The sequence below is a fragment of the Serratia sp. DFXYC6 genome, assembly GCF_057196085.1.
The window spans coordinates 2,032,144-2,052,074 of record NZ_JBXUNV010000001.1 but is presented as its reverse complement, the minus strand read 5'-3'; the positions used below and the strand labels follow the sequence as shown (position 1 = coordinate 2,052,074).

Annotated in this window: 24 protein-coding genes; 17 read left to right on the top strand and 7 right to left on the bottom strand. The window is 59.1% G+C overall.

Annotation, left to right across the window (positions count from 1 at the left end; genetic code table 11):
* The first annotated feature begins 220 nt into the window (after positions 1 to 220).
* From ftnA to AC2CGQ_RS10055, 5 genes are all read left to right on the top strand, one after another.
* On the top strand, positions 221 to 739 hold the full coding sequence (gene ftnA / locus AC2CGQ_RS10075; protein ID WP_015377481.1) for a non-heme ferritin: 519 nt from the start codon (positions 221 to 223) through the stop codon (positions 737 to 739).
* A gap of 323 nt (positions 740 to 1,062) precedes the next feature.
* Positions 1,063 to 1,446: a CopC domain-containing protein YobA gene (gene yobA, locus AC2CGQ_RS10070; protein ID WP_019454719.1), complete on the top strand. Its 384-nt coding sequence runs from the start codon at positions 1,063 to 1,065 to the stop codon at positions 1,444 to 1,446.
* Between the two features lie 2 nt (positions 1,447 to 1,448).
* Entirely contained in the window at positions 1,449 to 2,330 is an 882-nt protein-coding gene (gene copD, locus AC2CGQ_RS10065) for a copper homeostasis membrane protein CopD (protein WP_484593645.1), read from the top strand.
* Positions 2,331 to 2,399: 69 nt separating this feature from the next.
* On the top strand, positions 2,400 to 2,741 hold the full coding sequence (locus AC2CGQ_RS10060; RefSeq protein ID WP_004940890.1) for a YebY family protein: 342 nt from the start codon (positions 2,400 to 2,402) through the stop codon (positions 2,739 to 2,741).
* Between the two features lie 489 nt (positions 2,742 to 3,230).
* Positions 3,231 to 3,635 carry a hypothetical protein gene (locus AC2CGQ_RS10055; protein ID WP_261438332.1) on the top strand — a complete coding sequence of 135 codons (405 nt, stop codon included), beginning with the start codon at positions 3,231 to 3,233 and terminating at the stop codon, positions 3,633 to 3,635.
* Here AC2CGQ_RS10055 and AC2CGQ_RS10050 read toward each other — a convergent pair.
* Both AC2CGQ_RS10050 and AC2CGQ_RS10045 read right to left on the bottom strand, forming a co-directional pair.
* Entirely contained in the window at positions 3,632 to 3,850 is a 219-nt protein-coding gene (locus AC2CGQ_RS10050; RefSeq protein ID WP_044032093.1) for a hypothetical protein, read from the bottom strand. The genes AC2CGQ_RS10055 and AC2CGQ_RS10050 overlap by 4 nt on opposite strands.
* Positions 3,851 to 3,924: 74 nt before the next feature.
* On the bottom strand, positions 3,925 to 4,275 hold the full coding sequence (locus AC2CGQ_RS10045) for a hypothetical protein (RefSeq protein WP_099982658.1): 351 nt from the start codon (positions 4,273 to 4,275) through the stop codon (positions 3,925 to 3,927).
* A 248-nt stretch (positions 4,276 to 4,523) separates the two neighbouring features.
* Here AC2CGQ_RS10045 and AC2CGQ_RS10040 point away from each other — a divergent pair, with 248 nt between their 5' ends.
* Positions 4,524 to 4,874: a DUF4377 domain-containing protein gene (locus AC2CGQ_RS10040; RefSeq protein ID WP_033638116.1), complete on the top strand. Its 351-nt coding sequence runs from the start codon at positions 4,524 to 4,526 to the stop codon at positions 4,872 to 4,874.
* 39 nt (positions 4,875 to 4,913) lie between these two features.
* Here the strand turns inward: AC2CGQ_RS10040 and AC2CGQ_RS10035 are convergent, their stop codons facing one another.
* Positions 4,914 to 5,750, bottom strand: coding sequence for an aminoglycoside phosphotransferase family protein (locus AC2CGQ_RS10035; RefSeq protein WP_484593644.1), 837 nt, complete (start codon positions 5,748 to 5,750; stop codon positions 4,914 to 4,916).
* Between the two features lie 207 nt (positions 5,751 to 5,957).
* Here AC2CGQ_RS10035 and fabV point away from each other — a divergent pair, with 207 nt between their 5' ends.
* The 4 genes from fabV (at position 5,958) to AC2CGQ_RS10015 (ending at position 8,463) form a co-directional block, all read left to right on the top strand.
* Positions 5,958 to 7,157 (top strand): enoyl-ACP reductase FabV, encoded by a 1,200-nt coding sequence (fabV, locus tag AC2CGQ_RS10030; protein ID WP_004940952.1) that lies wholly within the window; start codon positions 5,958 to 5,960, stop codon positions 7,155 to 7,157.
* A 226-nt stretch (positions 7,158 to 7,383) separates the two neighbouring features.
* Positions 7,384 to 7,602 carry a hypothetical protein gene (locus AC2CGQ_RS10025; RefSeq protein ID WP_021504846.1) on the top strand — a complete coding sequence of 73 codons (219 nt, stop codon included), beginning with the start codon at positions 7,384 to 7,386 and terminating at the stop codon, positions 7,600 to 7,602.
* Between the two features lie 171 nt (positions 7,603 to 7,773).
* Positions 7,774 to 8,079 carry a hypothetical protein gene (locus AC2CGQ_RS10020; protein WP_004940954.1) on the top strand — a complete coding sequence of 102 codons (306 nt, stop codon included), beginning with the start codon at positions 7,774 to 7,776 and terminating at the stop codon, positions 8,077 to 8,079.
* A 48-nt stretch (positions 8,080 to 8,127) separates the two neighbouring features.
* Positions 8,128 to 8,463 (top strand): hypothetical protein, encoded by a 336-nt coding sequence (locus AC2CGQ_RS10015; RefSeq protein ID WP_004940957.1) that lies wholly within the window; start codon positions 8,128 to 8,130, stop codon positions 8,461 to 8,463.
* Positions 8,464 to 8,500: 37 nt separating this feature from the next.
* Here AC2CGQ_RS10015 and dcuR read toward each other — a convergent pair whose 3' ends face one another.
* From dcuR to AC2CGQ_RS10000, 3 genes are all read right to left on the bottom strand, one after another.
* On the bottom strand, positions 8,501 to 9,220 hold the full coding sequence (dcuR, locus tag AC2CGQ_RS10010) for a two-component system response regulator DcuR (RefSeq protein ID WP_004940959.1): 720 nt from the start codon (positions 9,218 to 9,220) through the stop codon (positions 8,501 to 8,503).
* Positions 9,213 to 10,826 (bottom strand): sensor histidine kinase, encoded by a 1,614-nt coding sequence (locus tag AC2CGQ_RS10005; RefSeq protein ID WP_076740328.1) that lies wholly within the window; start codon positions 10,824 to 10,826, stop codon positions 9,213 to 9,215. Before AC2CGQ_RS10005 ends, dcuR begins: the two co-directional genes overlap by 8 nt.
* A gap of 125 nt (positions 10,827 to 10,951) precedes the next feature.
* Positions 10,952 to 11,794, bottom strand: a complete 843-nt coding sequence (locus AC2CGQ_RS10000) for a class I fructose-bisphosphate aldolase (protein WP_015377543.1) — start codon at positions 11,792 to 11,794, stop codon at positions 10,952 to 10,954.
* Between the two features lie 484 nt (positions 11,795 to 12,278).
* Between AC2CGQ_RS10000 and AC2CGQ_RS09995 the strand changes: the two genes are divergently transcribed.
* From AC2CGQ_RS09995 to AC2CGQ_RS09975, 5 genes are all read left to right on the top strand, one after another.
* Entirely contained in the window at positions 12,279 to 13,208 is a 930-nt protein-coding gene (locus AC2CGQ_RS09995) for a sugar ABC transporter substrate-binding protein (RefSeq protein WP_015377544.1), read from the top strand.
* A 75-nt stretch (positions 13,209 to 13,283) separates the two neighbouring features.
* Positions 13,284 to 14,768 (top strand): sugar ABC transporter ATP-binding protein, encoded by a 1,485-nt coding sequence (locus tag AC2CGQ_RS09990; protein ID WP_004940975.1) that lies wholly within the window; start codon positions 13,284 to 13,286, stop codon positions 14,766 to 14,768.
* Positions 14,769 to 14,783: 15 nt separating this feature from the next.
* The gene (locus AC2CGQ_RS09985; protein WP_004940978.1) at positions 14,784 to 15,824 is read left to right on the top strand and encodes an ABC transporter permease; all 1,041 of its coding nucleotides are present in this window, start codon (positions 14,784 to 14,786) and stop codon (positions 15,822 to 15,824) included.
* A gap of 63 nt (positions 15,825 to 15,887) precedes the next feature.
* Positions 15,888 to 16,808: a sugar ABC transporter substrate-binding protein gene (locus AC2CGQ_RS09980; protein WP_004940980.1), complete on the top strand. Its 921-nt coding sequence runs from the start codon at positions 15,888 to 15,890 to the stop codon at positions 16,806 to 16,808.
* 138 nt (positions 16,809 to 16,946) lie between these two features.
* Positions 16,947 to 17,711 (top strand): SDR family oxidoreductase, encoded by a 765-nt coding sequence (locus AC2CGQ_RS09975; RefSeq protein ID WP_004940984.1) that lies wholly within the window; start codon positions 16,947 to 16,949, stop codon positions 17,709 to 17,711.
* 46 nt (positions 17,712 to 17,757) lie between these two features.
* On the opposite strand, the gene metQ is transcribed toward AC2CGQ_RS09975, so the two are convergent.
* Complete coding sequence (gene metQ / locus AC2CGQ_RS09970; RefSeq protein ID WP_015377546.1) at positions 17,758 to 18,573, bottom strand: methionine ABC transporter substrate-binding lipoprotein MetQ; 816 nt, start codon at positions 18,571 to 18,573, stop codon at positions 17,758 to 17,760.
* Between the two features lie 236 nt (positions 18,574 to 18,809).
* Between metQ and AC2CGQ_RS09965 the strand changes: the two genes are divergently transcribed.
* Together AC2CGQ_RS09965 and AC2CGQ_RS09960 are read left to right on the top strand one after the other, a co-directional pair.
* Complete coding sequence (locus tag AC2CGQ_RS09965; protein ID WP_015377547.1) at positions 18,810 to 19,328, top strand: hypothetical protein; 519 nt, start codon at positions 18,810 to 18,812, stop codon at positions 19,326 to 19,328.
* Positions 19,329 to 19,476: 148 nt separating this feature from the next.
* Positions 19,477 to 19,902 (top strand): universal stress protein, encoded by a 426-nt coding sequence (locus AC2CGQ_RS09960; protein WP_015377548.1) that lies wholly within the window; start codon positions 19,477 to 19,479, stop codon positions 19,900 to 19,902.
* The last annotated feature ends 29 nt before the right edge of the window (positions 19,903 to 19,931 follow it).

Here is a 19,931-nt window from a genome sequence, read left to right as displayed (position 1 = left end):
TATTCTTTTAAATAAGAATGATTCGCTTTTTGATTAAACTAAAAGATGAAAATAATTATCATGTTAATTCTCAATGTGGCGGTGATATTATAATTTGTTGATATATATGATTTTTATAATTAATGTGATTTGAGTGTAAATAAGGTGTTTTTATTTTTACGGCAGCAGGGCATAATGCGCGGAAATTAAATTCATGACCTGCAAAATAAAAGGAATCATTATGCTTACGCAAGAAATGACTCAAAAGCTGAATGAGCAACTGAATCTGGAGTTCTACTCCGCCAACCTGTATCTGCAGATGAGCGCATGGTGCAGCGATAAAGGCTTTGAAGGCGCCGCCGCATTTCTTAAAGAGCATTCTCAGGAAGAGATGCAGCATATGCAACGTTTGTTCGACTATCTGAGCGACACCGGCTCTCTGCCGCTGCTGGGCACCATCGCCGCGCCGCCGGTGGCGTTTGAGTCGCTGGCGGACGTGTTCCAGCAGACCTACGAACACGAACAGCTGATCACTCGTCAGATCAACGAACTGGCGCACGCCGCCATGACCGCACACGATTACTCCACCTTCAACTTCCTGCAGTGGTACGTGGCGGAGCAGCATGAAGAAGAGAAACTGTTCAAATCCGTGCTGGACAAGCTGGCGCTGGTGGGCACCAGCGGCAAGGGCCTGTTCTTCATCGACAAAGATCTGAAGAAAATGGGCGCGATGGGCCAGGGCGGCAACGACCAGGCCTGATCTGCACCAGAGCATCGAAAAACCGCGCGCGGGCGAGCCTGACGCGCGGTTTTTTTTACCCTGCGTTTATCGCGGTTATGCGGCGATACGTGCTGCCGGATCGCAAAATGCCAGTGATGCGCTCGACTTGCCGCGGCGTGGTCGTTATGATTTACCGCGATACGCTACAGGGATGGTAGAGTCAAAACAGCGGGTTAGCCGATACAACCCGTTTTCTGTTTACCCGTGGCGCAATCATTTGCGGTGGGTTGGGGCCGCTGATACATCGCCTTGGCTGTGGCCTTAACCCTTATGACCCTCTTTTACTGTTAAGGGATACCACTGTGATCGGTAAAATTCGTTCCTCCTGTCGCCTGCTTTCCACCATTTTCGTCCTGTTCGTTGGCCTGTCTTCACAGCAAGCGCTGGCGCACGCCCACCTGAAAGTGGAAACGCCGAAGGCCGACGCCAGCGTCAGCCCGGCACCGAAGGCGCTGACCCTCAGCTTCTCCGAAGGCATCGAGCCGAACTTCAGCGGCGTGAAAATCACCGGCCCGGACAACGCCGTGGTGAAAACCGGCAAGCTGCAGCTCGATCCGAACAACAACACCCAGGTCAACGTGCCGATTGAAGGCGAGCTGAGCGCGGGCAAATACAACGTCAGCTGGCATGTGGTGTCGGTCGACGGGCATAAAACCAAAGGTCAGTACAGCTTCACCGTAAACTGACTGTGAGTCTGGCGACCCTGTTCGTTCTGTGTCGCTTGGTGCACTTTGCGGCGGTGATGCTGATGTTCGGCATCAGTCTGTTCACCGCCTTATTGTCACCGCAGCGCCTCTCCCCGATCCTCTCCCGCGATGTGCGTCCGCTGCTGCTTGCCGGCACCTGGGTAGCCGGGCTTTCCGCCGTGGCGCTGCTGGCCATCCAGGCCGGGCAGATGGGCGACGGTTGGCAAGACGCCTGGCGGCTGGAGGTCTGGTGGGCGGTGCTCGGCACCACCTTCGGCGAAGTGTGGCGCTGGCATCTGGGCCTGACGCTGCTGGCGATCCTGGGCCTGCTGCTGCCGGAACGGCCGCGCGTACAGGCGTTGGCGCTGTGCTCGGCGCTGCTGCTGGTGAGCCTGGCGTTCATCGGCCACGCGGCGATGCATGAAGGCGCGTTGGGCGCGCTGCACCGCGCCAACCATGCGGTGCACCTGCTGGCCGCCGGTTACTGGTTCGGCAGCCTGGCGCCGCTGCTGGTTTGCCTGCGTTACCTGTCGCCGCCGCAGTGGCGCAGCGACGCCATCACCACGCTGATCCGTTTCTCGCGCTGGGGGCACCTGGCGGTGGCGGCGGTGATCGTCACCGGCATCGTCAACAGCCTGATCATTCTCGGCGGTTGGCCGCTCAACCTCGGCTCGCCTTATCAGCGCCTGCTGCTGATCAAAACCGCGCTGGTGGCGCTGATGGTGATGGTGGCGCTGGCCAATCGCTACGCCATCGTGCCGGCGATGAGCCGCGTACCGGCGCTGGCGCAGCGCGGCGTGGTGCTGGCCTGCTGGCTCGAAGTCGGGCTGGGGATGGCGGTGCTGCTACTGGTCAGTTTATTTGCAACCTATGCGCCGGTATGACATTTCAGCTTGCCGCAACCGGCCAAGCTGCGGGAAAATCGGCGCGAATAGCAACCTTAAGGCCATCACATGAAATCGGTATTACTCGGCATTACGCTGCTGGCAACCGCGACCGGCGCGCTGGCGGCAGACAAACTGGTGAACATCACCAAACTGGAGTACGGCAAACAGTGGGCGTTCACCAAGGAAGAAGTGACGCTGCAGTGCCGCAGCGGCGGTGCGCTGTTTGTGCTGAATAACAGCACTCTGATGCAATATCCGCTCAACGACGCGGCGGAGCAGCAGGTGAAGAAGGGCCATCAGCGCGCGCAGCCGCTGGAAGTGATCCTGCTGGACGACCCTGCCGAACCGGGGAAAAAAATGAGCATGGCGCCGTTTATCGAGCGCGCCGAGAAGCTGTGCGCTGACTAACCGCTTGTTTGCCAACGCCTTGCCCAGCGTGCGCAGATTGATGCGCATTTGCCGCATAGTTATTTCGTCACGAAACTATCACGCGGCCGCCGGGCGGCTGGCAAAACTGGCGCGGTAGGCTACTCTTAAAGTGCACGGCTGAACAAGCCCTGCATTAAATGCCAACTTTTAGCGCACGGCTCTCTCCCAAGAGCCATTTCCCTAGACCGAATATAGGAATCGTATTCGGTCTTTTTTTGTGTGATTGATTTATAAGGAAATTCCACTTAAGACGCCAATAAATTTCTGGTTTCTCTTTCCAGTCGTAACACCTCAGCCCGATCTCCGGCTCCACACACCCACCGCACCTATCGCTAATTTAGCCGCACCAAAAGTCATTACGTCATTTATGGCGCTGATAAGCTCCGTTCATTGTTCCCATTATCGGTTTAACGAGAGTGGCATTATGCAGAATATCAAGGCATTAGGCGTTGTAAAAGGAAACCTGCGTTGAACGACCGGTTGAGCCAGTTGAAGAAAACGCTACCCGGCTATCTCAATGCGTGGCGTGAGGGGGCCTTACCCTCTGACTGGGGGCTGGTGGCTAACCCTGAAGTGGTTGCCGCCCTGTTGGCGGAGTGGGAGGCGCTAAGCGAGTTGGCGTCTCAGTTCGACACCGCCACTGAAACACGCGCCGATGCCACCGCGTTTTGGCAGGCGCGCGCCGAGCTGATGGCGCAGCGCAATCGTGAGCTGATGGCCCAACTGGCGACGCCAGTCCGTTTGCCCGGCGCACGGGTGGCCTTTTTTGGCTATGTGAAAACGGCCGTGATGGACGCCAGGCAGGTTAAGGCGGCGATTCGCGATGCCGGTTTTATCGTTGCGGGCGGCGCCCCCAACGAGAACACGGCTTAACGCGGTTTCTTCTCAAATTTCTCGGCAAAAAAGAACCGCAGCAATTTATGGGTCCACAGCAGGATGGCGCCAACCACCACCAGCGAGACGACGAAATGCGACAGATTTTTAGGCGCGGCGTAGCCGTGGGTAAAGGAGACCCCCGCGCCGCTGAGCAGCAGGGTGGCGATCCAGAAGCTGAGCAGCAGGCATAAGGTACGAAACAGTTTAAACATGGTTATCACCAAAAATATGGAAAGCACCGACCGAACGGAGAGGTTCAGCCGGGGCTTTGATTAATTAAAACCGCTTAGCGCGAACAGGTATTGCCGCCTTTATTGCTATTGTTATTGCAGCTGCTGCCGCTGTTTTTGTTGCCGCCTTTCCCCATGCCGACGTTGCCGCCGCCTTTGCTGCCCTCCTTGAAGCAGCCGCCGTTGAGCGCGCCCACAGCCAGGCCGCCAAGGCCGCCCAGAGAACCGGTGATCACGCCGTTAACGCAATCCGGCGAGGTGTGCTTGCCGTAGAATCCCTGATTGGATGACCCGCCCCCGTTCTTGTTGCCGCCGTTGTTGTTGACGCGGCCATTGCTGCCGCGGTTGTCGGCAAAGTTACCGGCACCGGCGATCAGGTGAAAGTGTTTGGCATCGATCTCTTGCATAAAATTCCCTCTTTATCGATTCAGTTAAATTCAGTAAAGCTTGCGCAAGCCAGCTGTTTTTAACAGAAAAAATAGCGGGGGTAATTACCGGTTCGGATAAGAACAGGGGGTTTATTTTGCGATATTTTCCAGACTGATAGAGCACAGAGGAATGATATTTGGGGCGTGTGGAACCGTAGCGCTATCTGTTCTCTTGGGTCGGTTAATTTGTTAGCATGGCGCCCCTGGATGACTATTGGTGCAGTACATTGAAAATTAAAGCGTTGTTATTTGTTGCGTTGGCCGCGCTGGCCGGCTGCAGCCAGGAGGGAACCTCGATGAATCAGCCCGCAAACGAGAAAGGCGGCCAAACGGAAGTGTTGCTGGTGAACAGCGCGCTGGTGGACTGCGTGGGCGTTGCCCCGATGAAGTGCATGCAGGTGCGCCGCTCCGCGCAGCAGCCGTGGGAGTTGTTCTATACCGGCATCGAGGGCTTCACCTTCGAACCTGGCTATCAGTATCGATTGAAAGTGCGCGTCACCCCGGTGGAGAACGTACCGGCCGATGCCTCATCGCTGCGTTACACGCTGATTGAGCAGCTGGAAAAGAACAAGGCGTAATGATCATCAGGCCGGGCGAAGTGAGCCCGTCCTGCTGTTTTATAGCGTCAACCCCATCTCCGCCGCGACCTGCTCCAGCTGGTAGCGTGATGTGCGCGTGAGTGAAGGCTCCTTATCGACATAGTAGATGTAAGCGATAACGCCAATCGACAGCGCCCAGGCGCGGCCGCGCCGCCAGGTCTCATCGTCCACTTTCACCGCCTGGCGGAAATGTTCGCGGGCTTCCGCTCCCATCAGGTTCCAGGCAACTATCATATCGACCGCAGGATCGCCGATGGCGATACCGCCCCAGTCGATCACCGCCGCCAACTCACCGTTGTCGATCAGCACATTGCCGGGTTGAATGTCCGTATGCAGCCAGCATGCGCCGCTGGTGTTTTCACTCACCTGGCTCACGCTGTCCCATGCTTGCAGTAGGGCGGCAGCGTCGAGGTGAGGGGCGGACTGGGCAATAGATTCGCGAGTGAGGGCATCTCTGGCGCTGACCGGGCCGCCGCGATAAGCGCTGATCGCGTGGCCTGCGGTTGGGATGGCGTGGAGTGCGCGCACGAACTCACCCAATTGCGTCGCCAGCAGCGGGCTGCACTCGCCGCAGGTGGGCGTGCGGCCGGTGATCCAACGGCCGATGCTCCAAGCGAAAGGATAGTGGACGTTCGGCTTACCCTGGGCCAAGGGCGCGGAAATCGTCACTGGCAGATGAGGTGCCAGCAACGCGGGGTAGCGGTTCTCGCGCGCCAGCGCTTCGGCCGCCGAGGCGGTACGCGGCAGACGAATCAACAGCTCGTCGCCTAGCCGCAGCATCACGTTGTCGGTACCGCCGGTGGTGACGAGTTCGATGGGCAACGCCGCCCAGGCCGGGAATTGTTCGGCGAGCATGACTCGGACATGGGGGAGGGAAATCTCGGCCTCATCGGCATGTATTTTGGGAATGGCATTCACCCGGTACGGCTCCTTCACTGGCGCGGGGGGGGGGGGGCGGTCCCGACTGGTCTGTTCACTGCGCTTGTTTTCGCACTTTCTTAAGTATATCGAGAAAATCAGGTATATTGTCCTTCGGTTTTTAGCTACCAAGAAAAAATTACTATGATTATCAAACCTAAAATTCGTGGTTTTATCTGCACCACCGCTCACCCGGCAGGCTGTGAAGCCAACGTCCGTGAGCAAATCGCCTACGTTAAGTCACGCGGCGAACTGAAAAACGGGCCTAAAAAGGTGCTGGTTATTGGTGCATCCACCGGTTACGGTCTGGCCTCGCGCATCAATGCCGCTTTCGGCAGCGGTGCGGCCACCATCGGCGTATTTTTCGAGAAGCCTGGCAGCGAAGGCAAAACCGGTTCCGCCGGTTGGTACAACTCCGCCGGTTTCGACAAGGCAGCTAAAGAAGAAGGCCTGTACGCGAAAAGCATCAACGGCGACGCATTCTCCAACGAGTGCCGTCAGACCGTGATCGATCTGATCAAAAAAGACCTGGGTCAGGTTGACCTGGTGGTTTACTCGCTGGCTTCACCGGTGCGTAAGATGCCGGAAACCGGCGAAGTGGTGCGTTCCGCACTGAAGCCGATCGGCGAGCCATACAAATCCGTCGCGCTGGACACTAACAAAGACGTGCTGGTTGAAGCCGTGGTCGAGCCGGCCAACGAGCAAGAAATCGCCGACACCGTGAAGGTGATGGGCGGCCAGGACTGGCAGCTGTGGATGGACGCGCTGGACGAAGCGGGCGTGCTGGCGGATAACGCGCAGTCGGTCGCTTACTCCTACATCGGTACCGATCTGACCTGGCCAATTTACTGGCACGGTACGCTGGGCAAGGCGAAAGAAGATCTGGATCGCGCGGCGCACGCCATCAACCAGAAGCTGCAGGCCAAAGGCGGCGCGGCTTACGTTGCGGTGCTCAAGTCGGTAGTGACTCAGGCTTCCTCCGCCATTCCGGTGATGCCGCTGTATATCTCCATCGTGTTCAAAATCATGAAGGAGCAGGGCATTCACGAAGGCTGCATCGAGCAGATCCAGCGTCTGTTCGCCACCAAGCTGTACAGCGGTGCGGCGCCGGACACCGACGAGAAGCACCGTCTGCGTCTGGATGACTGGGAACTGCGCGACGAAGTGCAGGAAACCTGTCGTGAAATCTGGCAGCAGCTGAACGACAACAACATCAACGAACTGACGGATTACCAGGGCTACAAGGCGGAATTCCTGCGCCTGTTCGGCTTCGGTCTGCAGGGCGTTGACTACGACGCCGATCTGAGCGGCGAAGCCAATTTCGATGTGATCGAGCTGGTCTAAGCGCGTCGAGCGGTCAAACAAGGTCGGGTTAGCCCGGCCTTTTTTATTGCCTGCGAATTATCGGGTGGCTAAGCGAAAATGTTTATTTCGGGTTAAGAGAGGAACCGGGTGGTTAACATCGGCAGTCGGATGGTGAAATAACGGCGGTTATTAAACTAAAGAAAGTCATTTTTTATTTACCCTTGCCGCCGGCTGCGGGTATTTTATTTCCTTTAAGGAGAAAACCATGACATGGCGTTATTGTGCCACGGTATCGTTGTTTTTGTTGGGCGGCTGCAGCGCGATCCAGCCAACGTCGACGTCCCCGGACTGGTCTCAGCCTCAGCCGGCCACGCGGGAACAGCGGCAACGCATCATGGCGGGTGAGTCTGCCTCGTCGGTATTGCATGAAGGTAATATCGGTATTGGCGGCACGTTAGATGGGGCGAAAATATTCGATCGTTAAACCGCTAAATATATTCAGCCAAATTAATGCGCGCATTCTGCCGATATTGTCGGAGGGTTTACCTTTCCTGCGTTATTCTGCCGTGGCTTGACCATTCATTGCGTTAGCAGACAATTCGTTTTCCTTATAGGGAACCGCCGGTTTATTTCGGCGTAATCAAAGGAGTTGCCCATGACGAAGAACATGGCCGCGATCTTTCTCTTGCTGTTGCCGCCGCTAAGCCAAAGCGCCGGCGCAGCGCGCTACGACAGGCCGTGCGAAGGAGTGTCGCCGGTGCTGTTTCAAAAGCGCCTGAAAGCGCTGGCGCAGGATCTGCGTCAGGAAATGAGCGAGGAAGCGCCGCCGACAGAGCGCGATGCGGAAGAGCTGGCGCGGTTGGCGGAGTGCGCTATCGAGCCCGGCAAAGCGCCCGTCACCGGCGGGCAGCGCGTCTCCCGTTCAGAGGAAAAGCCGACGGCATCGCCGAACGGTTGCTGAGCCGGCGTGTACGCAGAGTCTAGCGATGTAATGTAAAAGGAGTCATTGATGAAAAGGATCGTGTTGGCCGGCGTGGCCTTGTGTTGTTCCAGCTTCGCGCAGGCGCGGGTGGATCTGGAATACCATGCGGCGGCGCCGAAGGACAGTAAGGTCACCGAGGAGTACCAGAAAAAGCGCGACGCATTGCGCCACAAGGTGTGGAATGTCGATAACCTGACGCTGGCCAACGAGCAGGCGATTGCACGCGAACAGCAGCGCGAAGCCGCTGAGACCGCCGAGCGGCAGCAGCGGAACCTGGAACAGCAGCAGAAAAAGCAGCGCTGCCTGCGCAGACACTCGAAAGATCCTCATCCCGAGGCGAAGTGTTACATGCACAACTTCTAACCTTTAACGTCCGGGCGCTTTCTGCGCCCGACGTCGTTTAGGCCGGGCGGCAATGCTCTTTCAGCATGGCGATAGCGTCCGGTTTCAGCTGATACAGATAGACCGGCCGGCCGGTGGCGCCGTACAGAATACGGGTGCCGAGGATGCCGCTTTCCGCCAGATAGATGAGGTACTTGCGGCAGGACACCCGCGAAATGCCAATGGCGTTGGCCAGATTGTCGGTAGAGAATTCGCTGTCGTGCTGCTGTTCGATCCACTCGCACACCGTGCTCAGGGTGATGCTGGTCAGGCCCTTCGGCAGCTTTTTGCTCTCCTGGCCGCCGGGCTGGCGGCGCAACAGGCTGTCGACGTCGGCCTGCGAAAACTCGCGTTGCGCCAAGAGCTGTGACTGTTGCCGGTAGTGGCTCAGCGCCTCCTTGAAGCGGCTGAACTGGAACGGCTTGATCAGATAATCCACCACGCCGTAGTGCAGCGCTTTTTGCACCGTGTTCACGTCGCTGGCGGAGGAGATGATGATCACATCGGTCTTTTCGCCGAGTTCGCGCAGGCCGGGCAGCAGATCCAGCCCGTTCTCCTGCTGCATGTAAATATCCAGCAACACCAGATCGATGCTGACGCTGGCGTCGGCCAGCAGGGCACGCGCCTGGCTCAGGGTCGCGACCGTCGCCTGGCAGTGAAAACCGCCGACCTGGCTCAGGTAGTATTTATTCAGCTCCGCCACCATCGGGTCGTCGTCGACAATCAGTACGTTAATCATGGGCTCTGCTCTTGGCCTGATAGGGAAGGTGCACGAAAAATTGGGTCAGCTCGCCCGGTTCGGATTCGAAATCGATGCTGCCGCCCAGTTTCTCCAGATGGCTGCGGATCAGCGCCAGGCCGATGCCGCGTCCCGTTCCCTTGGTGGAAAATCCGTGTTCGAAGATGCGCGCGCCGATCGCCGGATTTATGCCGGGGCCGTCGTCGCTGACGATACAGTGTAATTGATCGTCGTGATGATGGAAGCTCAGGCCGATCTCGTGGCCCTCAACGCCGTCGATGGCGTCGATGGCGTTTTCGATCAGGTTGCCGAGCACGCTGATCAGCACGTGGGTGGTTTCCGCATCGTCGGTTTCCGGCAGCAGGCTGTTTTCCTCGATGGTCAGTTCGATGCCGGCCTCGTGGGCGCGGCTGATCTTGCCGATGAAGAAGCCCGCCACCTCCGGCGAATGGATCTTGCGCAGCAGCGCGCCGATCTCTTCCTGGTAGTTGCTGGCGGTGTTGATGATGTAGTTTTCCAACTGCTGATAGGCCTTCATATGCAGCATGCCGAGTATCACATGCAGCTTGTTCATAAATTCGTGCGACTGCACCCGCAGGGCGTCGGCGTAGTGCGCCATGCCGCTCAGCCGCTGCAGCAGGCGGCTGATCTCGGTCTTGTCGCGGAAGGTGGCGATGGCGCCGGTCACCTGGCCGTTGACGATCACCGGCACGGTATTGGTCAGCAGTTCGCTGCCGTTGAAGCTGATCTGCCGATCGCGCAGCGGTTCGCCGCTGGCCAGCACCTCCGCCAGATGCAGCTGCGCCGGCCAATGTTTGCTGGCGGCTTCCAGCAGCAGGTTTTCCACCGGCCCGCTCTGGCGCAGCAGGCGCTTGGCTTCGTCATTGACGATGGTGATGCGGGATTCATTATCGACCGCGATCACGCCTTCTTTAATCGATTGCAGCATGGCGTTGCGCTGTTCGAACAGGTTGGAGATTTCGTAAGGCTCGAAACCCAGCATGATGCGTTTGAGCGCAGAGACCAGGAAAAAGGTGCCCAGGCTGCCGACCAGGGCGGCGAAGGCGATGGTCCAATAGATGATCCATCGGCTTTCCGCCACCACCCGCTGCACGGTGTCCAGCGCGATGCCGAGCGCCACCACGCCGATTTGTTTTTTCTGATCGTCATACACCGGCACGAACACCCGCAGCGCCGGAGCCAGCGTGCCGCGGTTGATGGCGCTGTTGACGTTGCCTTGCAGCGCGGGCGCCAAATCGTCGCCGATAAAATGCTTGCCGATCAGCCAGGGTTTAGGGTGCGAATAGCGGATGCCCTGCATATCCACCACCACCACGAACAGCAGCTCGTTTTGATGGCGCACCTGCTCGGCGAAGCGCTGAATGGCGCCGCTGTGATCGCGCCGCTGCAGGCCGTCGATCACGGTGTTGGAGAGCGCCAGCGTGTTGGCGACGGCGATGGCTTTTTGCTGCAGCTGATCTTGCCCCTCGCGGCTCATCTGCACGAAAAACAGCGCGAACACCACCAGCAGCACCGAAGCGATGATGGCGGACACCATCAGCGTGATGGAGGTGCTCAGCTTGAGCGGCACCCGTTGTTTTGGCATGGCGGTTCTCCGAATGGCGATATCACGGCGTATTCTAGCGAGGAATGCGGCAAGCTGCAGTTACCGGCAGCAGGTTATAGCACGCTGCCGGGGTGCGGAGGGGTTATTTTAGTTACAAAAGCGGGTTACTGCTGGTGGTAGATCTCCAGCGCCTGTTGGCCGCTGGCGCCCTGATGGATGATCGCCATCAGGGCGCGCACCACCTGCGACGGGTTGCTGTGTTGATAGACGTTGCGGCCATAGACCATGCCGGAGGCGCCCTGGGCCATCAGCGCGGCGGATTTCTCCAGCACCGGGCCCAGCTCTCCCTTGCCGCCGCCGCGCACCAGCGTCGGGCAGCGCGCCGCTTCCACCACGCGGTGGAAATCTTCCACCCGATCGGTCGGATCGGCCTTGATGATGTCGGCGCCCAGCTCGCGCGCCAGCCGCACCAGCGGCACGATTTTCTCCACGTCACCCAGCGATCCGTAGGCGGCGCCCTGGCCGGCCGGGGCCATCACCAGCGGTTCGATCATCAGCGGCATGGCGTAGCGATCGCAGGCGTGGCGCAGGCGGCCGATGTTTTCTACGCACTGGCGGAAAATGCCGGGTTCATCCGGGATCATATAGAGGTTGACCACCACCGCGGCGGCGTCCATTTGCAGCGCGGCCAGGATCGGCGCTTCCGGGTTGTGCAGCACCGCCCACATTTCGCGGTGGCGTGCGGCGTTATAGGCGTTGCCGACGTCGGTGCGCATCACCAGCGCCGGTTTTTCGCGCTGTGGCGCGCGCTGCAGCAGATCCGCCTGCCCGTAGTTGACCTGAATCGCGTCGGGGCGCGCGGCGATCAGGTTGCCCATCACCCGTTCGATATCTTCCAGCCCGATTAAAAAATCCGGTTCGTTGGCGATGCCGTGATCGATCGCCACATCCAGGCACTTGCCGTTGTTGAACAGGCGGTTCATCCGCACCTTACTGCTGAGCTGCATGTCAGGTCCTCCTGAGATAGGGATATGTCCATTATTGCCGAGTAAGGATGGTCGGGAAACGCGGAAACCGCAAACTGCGCGCCCGCTCGCAGTTTTTGCCTGCGCACGAAAGGGGAACGCTCGCGGGCGGCTTTCATTTCATTTGTTAGATCCGTGTCATGTTTTTGTTAATAAGCCATTCCAAAACGCATGTTTCGCTTGTTTGGGTTAAAAAGTTTCAATAGTCTAAATTATGAAATAAACATTTAAAAAAGCGGCGAGGACGCGACTTGCTCCACCAGGGGTTTATTTCAATTGATTGTTTTTAATCTGTTTTGAGATATCGATCACCATTTTGTTCACGGCCTTAATACGGCGATAACGCGGTAATTTCGCCGTATCAAAGGGATAACACCGACCGTATTGTTGTTTGAATGTAAAAAATATTTTTCATTAGCTGTCAACCAACAGACCTCTTCATTCTAACGATTAAAGGGTAACGAACATGAAGCTGAAGAAATTGATCGCCGCCTCGGTACTGATGTGCATGCTGCCGGCCAGCGTGTTGGCGAAAGACATCAAGATCGGCGTTTCCATGGCTTACTTCGATGACAACTTCCTCACCATTCTGCGCCAGTCGATGCAAAGCAAAATGAAGGCCGACGGCAACGTCAGCGGCCAGTTCGAAGACGCCAAGGGCGACATCGCGCAGCAAATTCAACAAATCGAAAACTTCGTCAGCCAGGGCGTCGACGCCATCATCCTCAACCCGGTGGATACCCAGGGCGTCAAGCCGATGATCAAACTGGCCGAGAACGCCAAGATCCCGCTGGTGTTCGTCAACCGCAAGCCGGAAGTGACGCTCCCGGCCGGCATGGCCTACGTCGGCTCCGATTCCAAGCTGGCCGGCAAACTGCAGATGGAAGCGTTGGCCAAGCTGATGAACGGCAAGGGCAACGTGATGATCCTGATGGGGGAACTGTCGAATGAATCGACCCGCGACCGCACCCGCGGCGTGGAAGAGGTGGCGGCCAACTATCCCGGTATCAAGATTGTCGATAAGCAAACCGCCAAGTGGACGCGTAAAGATGCGGTGGATATCACCACTGACTGGGTGCTGACCGGCCAGCAGATCGACGCTATCGCTTCCAACAACGACGAAATGGCCATCGGCGCTATCCTGGCGCTCAAGCAGGCTAAAAAGTCCGGCGTGCGGGTGGCCGGCGTGGATGGCACGCCCGATGCGCTGGAATTCATCAGAAAAGGCGATCTGGCGCTGAGCGTGTTCCAGGACGCCAAAGGCCAGGGCGAGGGTGCGGTGCAGACCGCCGTTCAACTGGTGAAAGGCGAGAAAGTGGAGAGCAACGTGCTGATCCCTTACCAGCTGATCACCCAGGCCAATTACCAGCAATTCGCCGATAAAAACAAGAAATAAGCCTTGAAGCCCGCCGCGGGCGCCGGTGTGGGGCGAGCGCGGCGGAAAACGTGGGTCAGTGCGGAGGTAAGCGGTATGTACCCTTATGTTCTTGAGGCCGAAGGCATCAGCAAGCAGTTCCCCGGCGTCAAAGCGCTGGATAAGGTCTCGATTAAAATCAAACCCGGCAGCGTGCACGCGCTGATGGGGGAAAACGGCGCAGGCAAATCGACGCTGATGAAATGCCTGATCGGCATCTACCACCCGGATGAAGGCTCGATAAAAATCAAAGGCCGGCCGGTCACCTTCAGCGACACGCTGCAGGCGCTGCATTCGGGCATTTCCATGATCCACCAGGAGCTGAACCTGGTGCCTTATATGACGGTAGCGGAAAACATCTGGCTGGGGCGCGAGCCGGCGCGGTTGGGGTTCGTCAACCACGAGCAGCTGAACGAGAACACCCGCGAGCTGCTGGCGCGGCTGAACATCAAACTGCAGCCGGACACGCTGGTGGGCGAACTGAGCATCGCCAACCAGCAGATGGTGGAGATCGCCAAGGCGGTGTCCTACAACGCCGACGTATTGATCATGGACGAACCGACCTCGGCGCTGACCGAAGGTGAAGTGGTGCACCTGTTCGCCATCATCCGCGAACTGCGCGAGCAGGGCAAAGGCATCATCTATATCAGCCACAAGATGGACGAGATCTTCGCCATCACCGACGAAGTGAGCATTTTCCGCGACGGCACTTTCATCGCCTGCGACAAGACCGAAAATCTGACCAAACAGTCGCTGATCACCATGATGGTGGGGCGTGAACTGACGCAGATGTTCCCCAAATTCAACAACAATATCGGCGAGGAAGTGCTGCGGGTGGCGGGGCTGCGCCGCAGCGGCTGGTTCCACGACGTGTCGTTCAGCGTCAAACGCGGCGAGATCCTCGGCGTCGCCGGGCTGGTGGGCGCCGGGCGCAGCGAAGTGATGGAAAGCCTGTTCGGCATGCACCCGGCGGACGGCGGCGAGATCTTTATCGAGGGCCAGGCGGTGAAGGTCGATTCCCCGGCGAAGGCGATCGAGAGCGGGTTGGCCTTCCTCACCGAAGACCGCAAAAAATCCGGCCTGTTTTTGGTGCTGTCGGTGGTCGAGAACATGAGCATCGTCAACCTGTCGGAATACATCGGCAAGAACGGTTTCGTCAGCCACGTGCAGATGGCTAAAGACTGCATGGATCAGATCAAAAAGCTCAACATCAAAACGCCGACCATGGATCAGATCATCAATAACCTCAGCGGCGGCAACCAACAGAAGGTGCTGATTGCGCGCTGGCTGCTGGCGCAGCCGAAAATCCTGATCCTCGACGAACCGACGCGCGGCATCGACGTGGGAGCCAAAGCGGAAATCTACCGCCTGATCAGCGAGCTGGCCAACCGCGGCGTCGCCATCATTCTGGTCTCCTCCGAGCTGCCGGAGATCCTCGGCATGAGCGATCGGGTGATGGTGATGCACGGCGGCCGCATCACCGGCATTTTGGACAAAGACGACGCGGACCAGGAAAAGATCCTGGCGCTGGCCTCAGAATAACGAAGGGTGAACATCATGAGTAACGTAAAGATTGAGAAGCCGCTCTCCGCCGATTCAACGAGCAAGGGAACGCTGTTCTCCGGGCTGAGCGGCAAAATGCCGAAGGATACCGGCATCTTCATCGTGATGCTCGGCATCGCGCTGGTCTTCGAAATCCTCGGCTGGTACATGCGCGATCAGTCGTTTCTGCTGAACCCGAACCGCCTGCTGCTGATCGTGCTGCAGGTGGCGATCATCGGCATCATCGCGGTGGGCGTCACCCAGGTGATCATCACCACCGGCATCGATCTCTCCTCCGGTTCGCTGATTGCGCTGACTGCGGTGGTGGCGGCCAGCCTGGCGCAGACCTCGGACAGCATTTCGCCGATGTACCCGGGGCTGCTCGATCTGCCGGCGGCGATCCCGATCGGCGCGGGGATTGGGGTGGGCATTGTCTGCGGCTTTATCAACGGCTTCCTGATCACCCGCACCGGCATTCCGCCGTTCATCGCCACGCTGGGGATGATGGTATCGGCGCGCGGTCTGGCGCAGTACTACACCAAGGGTAACCCGGTCAGCTTCCTGTCGGACGGCTTCACGTCAATCGGTCAGGGCGCGATGCCGGTGATCATCTTCCTGGTGATTGCGGTGATCTTCCATATCGCGCTCAAACACACCCGCTACGGCAAATACATCTACGCCATCGGCGGCAACATGACCTCGGCGCGGGTGTCCGGCATCAACGTCAACAAATATCTGGTGACGGTTTACACCATCGCCGGCGGGTTGGCGGGACTGGCGGGCGTGGTGCTGGCGGCGCGCGTCAGCAGCGGCCAGTCGAGCATGGGGATGTCGTACGAGCTGGACGCCATCGCCGCGGCGGTGATCGGCGGCAGCAGCCTGATGGGCGGCGTCGGGCGCATCACCGGCACGCTGATCGGCGCGGTGATCCTCGGCCTTATCAAAAGCGGCTTCACCTTTATCGGCGTCGATTCTTACATTCAGGACATCATCAAAGGCGTGATTATCGTCGCCGCCGTGTCGATCGACATGCGTCGCAACCGCAAGAAACACTGATTGCCGTGAATTGCCGCCGGCGCCAGGGTTGGCCGGCGGTGTTTTTTTACCGGGGGGCACATCATGAATTACCTGAAAGGGCTGTGGCTGGCGGTGGCGCTGTGTGCGTCCACCCCGGCATGGGCGCAAACCATCGGCGTATCGATGGCCTATTTCGACCAGAACTTCCTCACCATTATCCGCCAGGCGATCGACAAGGAGGCCAAGGCGCGCGGTATTACCGTGCAGTTCGAGGACGCGCGCGGCGACGTCGGCCGCCAGACCGACCAGGTGCAGAGTTTTATCAGCGCCGGGGTGGACGCGATTATCGTCGATCCGGTCAACTCGGCCAGCACGCCGGTAATGACCAAAATGGTGCAGGCCGCCGGCGTGCCGCTGGTGTACGTGAACCGCACGCCGGGCGACGCCAAACTGCCTCAGGGCGTGGTGTTCGTCGGCTCCGATGAGCGGGAGTCCGGCACGTTGCAAATGGAAGAGTTGGCGCGGCTGGCCAACTATCAGGGCAACGTGGCGGTGATGATCGGCAACCTGACCGACGCCGGCGCGCTGCAGCGCACCAAAGACGTGGAGCAGGTGGTGGCCAAATACCCGAACATGAAGGTGGTGCAGAAGCAGAGCGCCAACTATTCACGCAGTGAAGGCATGGATCTGATGATGAACTGGCTGACCAACGGCGAAGCGATCGACATCGTCGCCGCCAACAACGACGAGATGGCGATCGGCGCGATCATGGCGCTGCAGCAGGCGGGCAAGGCGGACAAGAAAGTGCTGATCGGCGGCATCGACGCCACGCCGGACGGCCTCAAGGCGCTGGCCTCCGGCAAGATGCAGGTCACGGTGTTCCAGGACGCGATCGGCCAGGGCAAGGCCTCGGTCGAGGTGGCGCAGCGCATGATCAACGGCGAAAAGCTTGAGCCGTATTACTGGATCCCATTCGAGCTGGTGACGCCGGCCAATCAGGAGAAATACGCGGCCAAACCGTGAGTTCGCCGTCGGATCCGCGTTGCCGGGGCGCTGCTTGCAGCGCCTTTTTTATTGCGCCAATTGCATGTCCGCTTGCGGCCAGCGCGGCGTCGAACCTTGCCTCACACTGAGGATCTTTAAACAGCGTGAGGATGAGCGATGAACGCATTAAACGGCAAGGTGGCGGTGATCGGCGGCGCCAGTTCAGGGATCGGCAAAGCGGCAGCGCTGCTGTTCGCCCGGCAGGGGGCGGCGCTGGTGTTGGGCGCCCGGCGCGCGCCGCTGTTGGCCGAGCTGGTGGAGGACATTCGGCGCGAGGGCGGCCGGGCATTGGCGGTGGCGGGTGACGTGCGCGATGAAGCCTTCGCCGAACGGCTGACGGCGACGGCGGTCGACGAATTCGGCGGCCTGGATATCGCCTTCAACAACGCCGGCACGTTGGGGCCGCTGGGGCCGTCGCTGGCGCTCAGCGCGTCAGAATGGCGCGAGGTGCTGGAAACTAACCTGTCCAGCGCCTATTACGGCGCCAGGCATCAAATTCCCGCCATGCTGGCGCGCGGCGCGGGCTCGGTGATCTTCACCTCCACGTTCGTCGGCCACACGGCGGCGTTTCCCGGCACGGCGGCCTATGCGGCCGGCAAATCGGGGCTGATCGGCCTGACGCAGGCGCTGGCGGTGGAGTTTGGCGGGCGCGGCATTCGGGTGAACGCGCTGCTGCCGGGAGGCACCGATACGGCGATGGGGCGGCAGATGAGCAATACCCCGGAAGCCTTGGCGCAGGTGGCCGACCTGCACGCACTGAAGCGGCTGGCGATGCCGGAGGAGATCGCGCAGGCGGCGCTGTATTTGGCGTCTGACGCTTCCTCATTTGTCACCGGCACCGCGATGCTGGTGGACGGCGGCGTGTCCATTCAGCGCGGCTGAGGTTGGCATGGCCCGTGGCCTGGCGCCACGGGCATACGGGAGAGCGTTACCAGCCTTTGACGGCGTCGCCCTTGTAGATTTCGGCGGCGCTGGCCGCCACTTCGTCGGTCTGATAGGCCTTGACCAGATCCTTCACTTTCTCGCTGTCTTTGTTGTCGATGCGGCTGGCGAAAATGTTGACGTAAGGCGAGTTTTTGTCTTCGACAAACAGCCCGTCCTTGGCCGGCGACAGGCCAATCTGGCTGGAATAGTTGGTGTTGATGATCGCCAGCGTCACCTGTTGGTCGTCCAGCGCGCGCGGCAGCTGCGGCGCTTCAATCTCGACGATCTTCAGCTTTTTCGGGTTGCTGACGATATCCAGCGCGGTCGGCAGCAGGCCGACGCCGTCTTTCAGGGTAATCAGCCCCTGTTTTTGCAACAGCAACAGCGAGCGGCCCAGGTTGGTGGGATCGTTCGGCACCGCCACCTGCGCGCCGTCCGGCAGCTGGCTGAGTGCGGTTATCTTCTTCGAATAGCCGGCGATCGGGTAGACGAAGGTGTTGCCCACCGCCGCCAGCTTGTAGCCGCGCTCCTGCATCTGCTTGTCCAGATACGGTTTGTGCTGGAAGGCGTTGACGTCCAGATCGCCGTTGTTCAGCGCTTCGTTCGGCAGCACGTAGTCGTTGAAGGTCACCACCTCCACGTCCAGATCGTATTTCTGCTTGGCGACCTTTTGCACCACCGCCCACAGCGACTGATCGATACCGGCGCTGATGCCGACCTTGATGTGGTGATCGTCCTGTGCGGTCGGGCCGCAGGCGGTCAGCAGCAGCGTGCCGGCGGCGGCCAGCGCCAGGGTGAGGTTTTTCAGCGTAAATGTCATTTTCCCAGGGTCCTTGTCAACATTGCCTGCTAATTTTGGCGGGCAGAATAGTGGCAGTGACTGTAGGTAATCGCTGGGCTAAAACAAAATACTGATTCACTATGACTCATAGCGATTAGCTATGAGCGGCCGCGGCCCGGTGCGGAGCGGATTGTTTTGACGGCGAATCGGCGGGCTTATTATGATAGCCGTTGGCCCGCGAGGGCAGACTGGGTACTGAAACGAAGGAAAAGACAATGCGATTGAACACTTGGAGCAAGGCGCTGCTGCCGCTGGTGGTGTTGGCCTGCGTCTCGGCGACTCAGGTTCGGGCGGCGGAAAGCGATACCGGGCCGATCCCCAAACAGCTGCTGGGCAACTGGCGCGTCAGCAAGATCGTGCCGACCCAGACCACCGGCTGCTGGGATCAACAGCAGGCGCAGAGCCTGATCGGCGGCAAAATCAGCTACAAAGCGGATGCGTTCAGCTGGAACGGCACGGCGCTGAAAAGCGAAGGGGCCACCGTCAGCACCGTAGAAGCGCAGGAGTTTGTCGAGGACAATGCCGGCAGCAGCTCCTACATCGATTTCCCGATGCTGGGCATCAGCACGCCGTCGGTCGAGCGCGTGGCCATTCAGCACGCGGATACCGCCATCAAAGGCATCACCGATCAGGGCACCGATGGGGTGCCCGGCGATAACGTGCTGGTGAAAGACGCCAACACGCTGATCCTGTCGCTGTGCAACGTCTGGTTTGAGGCGCAGCGCGAGAAATAATTTTTTGCCTTCAGCCCCGGCGACGGGGCTTTCCCACTGCATCACCTCCCGCCACGAGCGCCATTTCTGAACTAAAATTAATCATAACGATATGACCCCGGCGTGATATCGGAGCCTCGGCTCAACCGAGTCCATGACAGGAGGCGCTATGTGTTACCACCATATTGTCATCGCCACCGATCTGAGCGATGACGGCAAACGGCTGGTCGAAAAAGGGGCGTTGCTGGCGGAGGCGCTGCAGGCCAAACTCTCGCTGATCTATGTGGACGTCCACTACGACACCTACCACGCGGCGATCGGCTTTTCGGAGCGCAGTTATGACGGCGTGCCGTTCGAAGAGAAGATCCGCAAAGAGCTGGAACCCACCACGCAAAACGTCAATTATCCGATCGCGGAAGTGATTATCGGGCGCGGCGGCTTCGTTGACGAACTGCGCACGGCGGTCGTGGACAAGAACATCGATCTTCTGGTGTTCGGCCATCACCACGATCTGTGGAGCAACCTGTTTTCTTCTACCCGCAACGCCATCAACCAGCTGAATATCGACGTGCTGGTGATCCCGATCCGATCATAAACGCGGGCCACCGCCGGGCAACGATGGCG

Bases quoted from the DNA above. Each gene is read 5' to 3' on its own strand.
- AC2CGQ_RS10005 (WP_076740328.1), bottom strand. From the start codon at position 10,826: ATGCCAAAACAACGGGTGCCGCTCAAGCTGAGCACCTCCATCACGCTG.
- AC2CGQ_RS10045 (WP_099982658.1), bottom strand. From the start codon at position 4,275: ATGCAAGAGATCGATGCCAAACACTTTCACCTGATCGCCGGTGCCGGT.
- dcuR (WP_004940959.1), bottom strand. From the start codon at position 9,220: ATGATTAACGTACTGATTGTCGACGACGACCCGATGGTGGCGGAGCTG.
- AC2CGQ_RS09960 (WP_015377548.1), top strand. From the start codon at position 19,477: ATGTGTTACCACCATATTGTCATCGCCACCGATCTGAGCGATGACGGC.
- AC2CGQ_RS09965 (WP_015377547.1), top strand. From the start codon at position 18,810: ATGCGATTGAACACTTGGAGCAAGGCGCTGCTGCCGCTGGTGGTGTTG.
- AC2CGQ_RS09995 (WP_015377544.1), top strand. From the start codon at position 12,279: ATGAAGCTGAAGAAATTGATCGCCGCCTCGGTACTGATGTGCATGCTG.
- ftnA (WP_015377481.1), top strand. From the start codon at position 221: ATGCTTACGCAAGAAATGACTCAAAAGCTGAATGAGCAACTGAATCTG.
- AC2CGQ_RS10035 (WP_484593644.1), bottom strand. From the start codon at position 5,750: ATGCTCGCCGAACAATTCCCGGCCTGGGCGGCGTTGCCCATCGAACTC.
- AC2CGQ_RS09975 (WP_004940984.1), top strand. From the start codon at position 16,947: ATGAACGCATTAAACGGCAAGGTGGCGGTGATCGGCGGCGCCAGTTCA.
- metQ (WP_015377546.1), bottom strand. From the start codon at position 18,573: ATGACATTTACGCTGAAAAACCTCACCCTGGCGCTGGCCGCCGCCGGC.
- AC2CGQ_RS10050 (WP_044032093.1), bottom strand. From the start codon at position 3,850: ATGTTTAAACTGTTTCGTACCTTATGCCTGCTGCTCAGCTTCTGGATC.
- fabV (WP_004940952.1), top strand. From the start codon at position 5,958: ATGATTATCAAACCTAAAATTCGTGGTTTTATCTGCACCACCGCTCAC.
- AC2CGQ_RS09980 (WP_004940980.1), top strand. From the start codon at position 15,888: ATGAATTACCTGAAAGGGCTGTGGCTGGCGGTGGCGCTGTGTGCGTCC.
- AC2CGQ_RS09985 (WP_004940978.1), top strand. From the start codon at position 14,784: ATGAGTAACGTAAAGATTGAGAAGCCGCTCTCCGCCGATTCAACGAGC.
- AC2CGQ_RS10025 (WP_021504846.1), top strand. From the start codon at position 7,384: ATGACATGGCGTTATTGTGCCACGGTATCGTTGTTTTTGTTGGGCGGC.
- AC2CGQ_RS10000 (WP_015377543.1), bottom strand. From the start codon at position 11,794: ATGCAGCTCAGCAGTAAGGTGCGGATGAACCGCCTGTTCAACAACGGC.
- AC2CGQ_RS10020 (WP_004940954.1), top strand. From the start codon at position 7,774: ATGACGAAGAACATGGCCGCGATCTTTCTCTTGCTGTTGCCGCCGCTA.
- AC2CGQ_RS10015 (WP_004940957.1), top strand. From the start codon at position 8,128: ATGAAAAGGATCGTGTTGGCCGGCGTGGCCTTGTGTTGTTCCAGCTTC.
- AC2CGQ_RS09990 (WP_004940975.1), top strand. From the start codon at position 13,284: ATGTACCCTTATGTTCTTGAGGCCGAAGGCATCAGCAAGCAGTTCCCC.
- AC2CGQ_RS10060 (WP_004940890.1), top strand. From the start codon at position 2,400: ATGAAATCGGTATTACTCGGCATTACGCTGCTGGCAACCGCGACCGGC.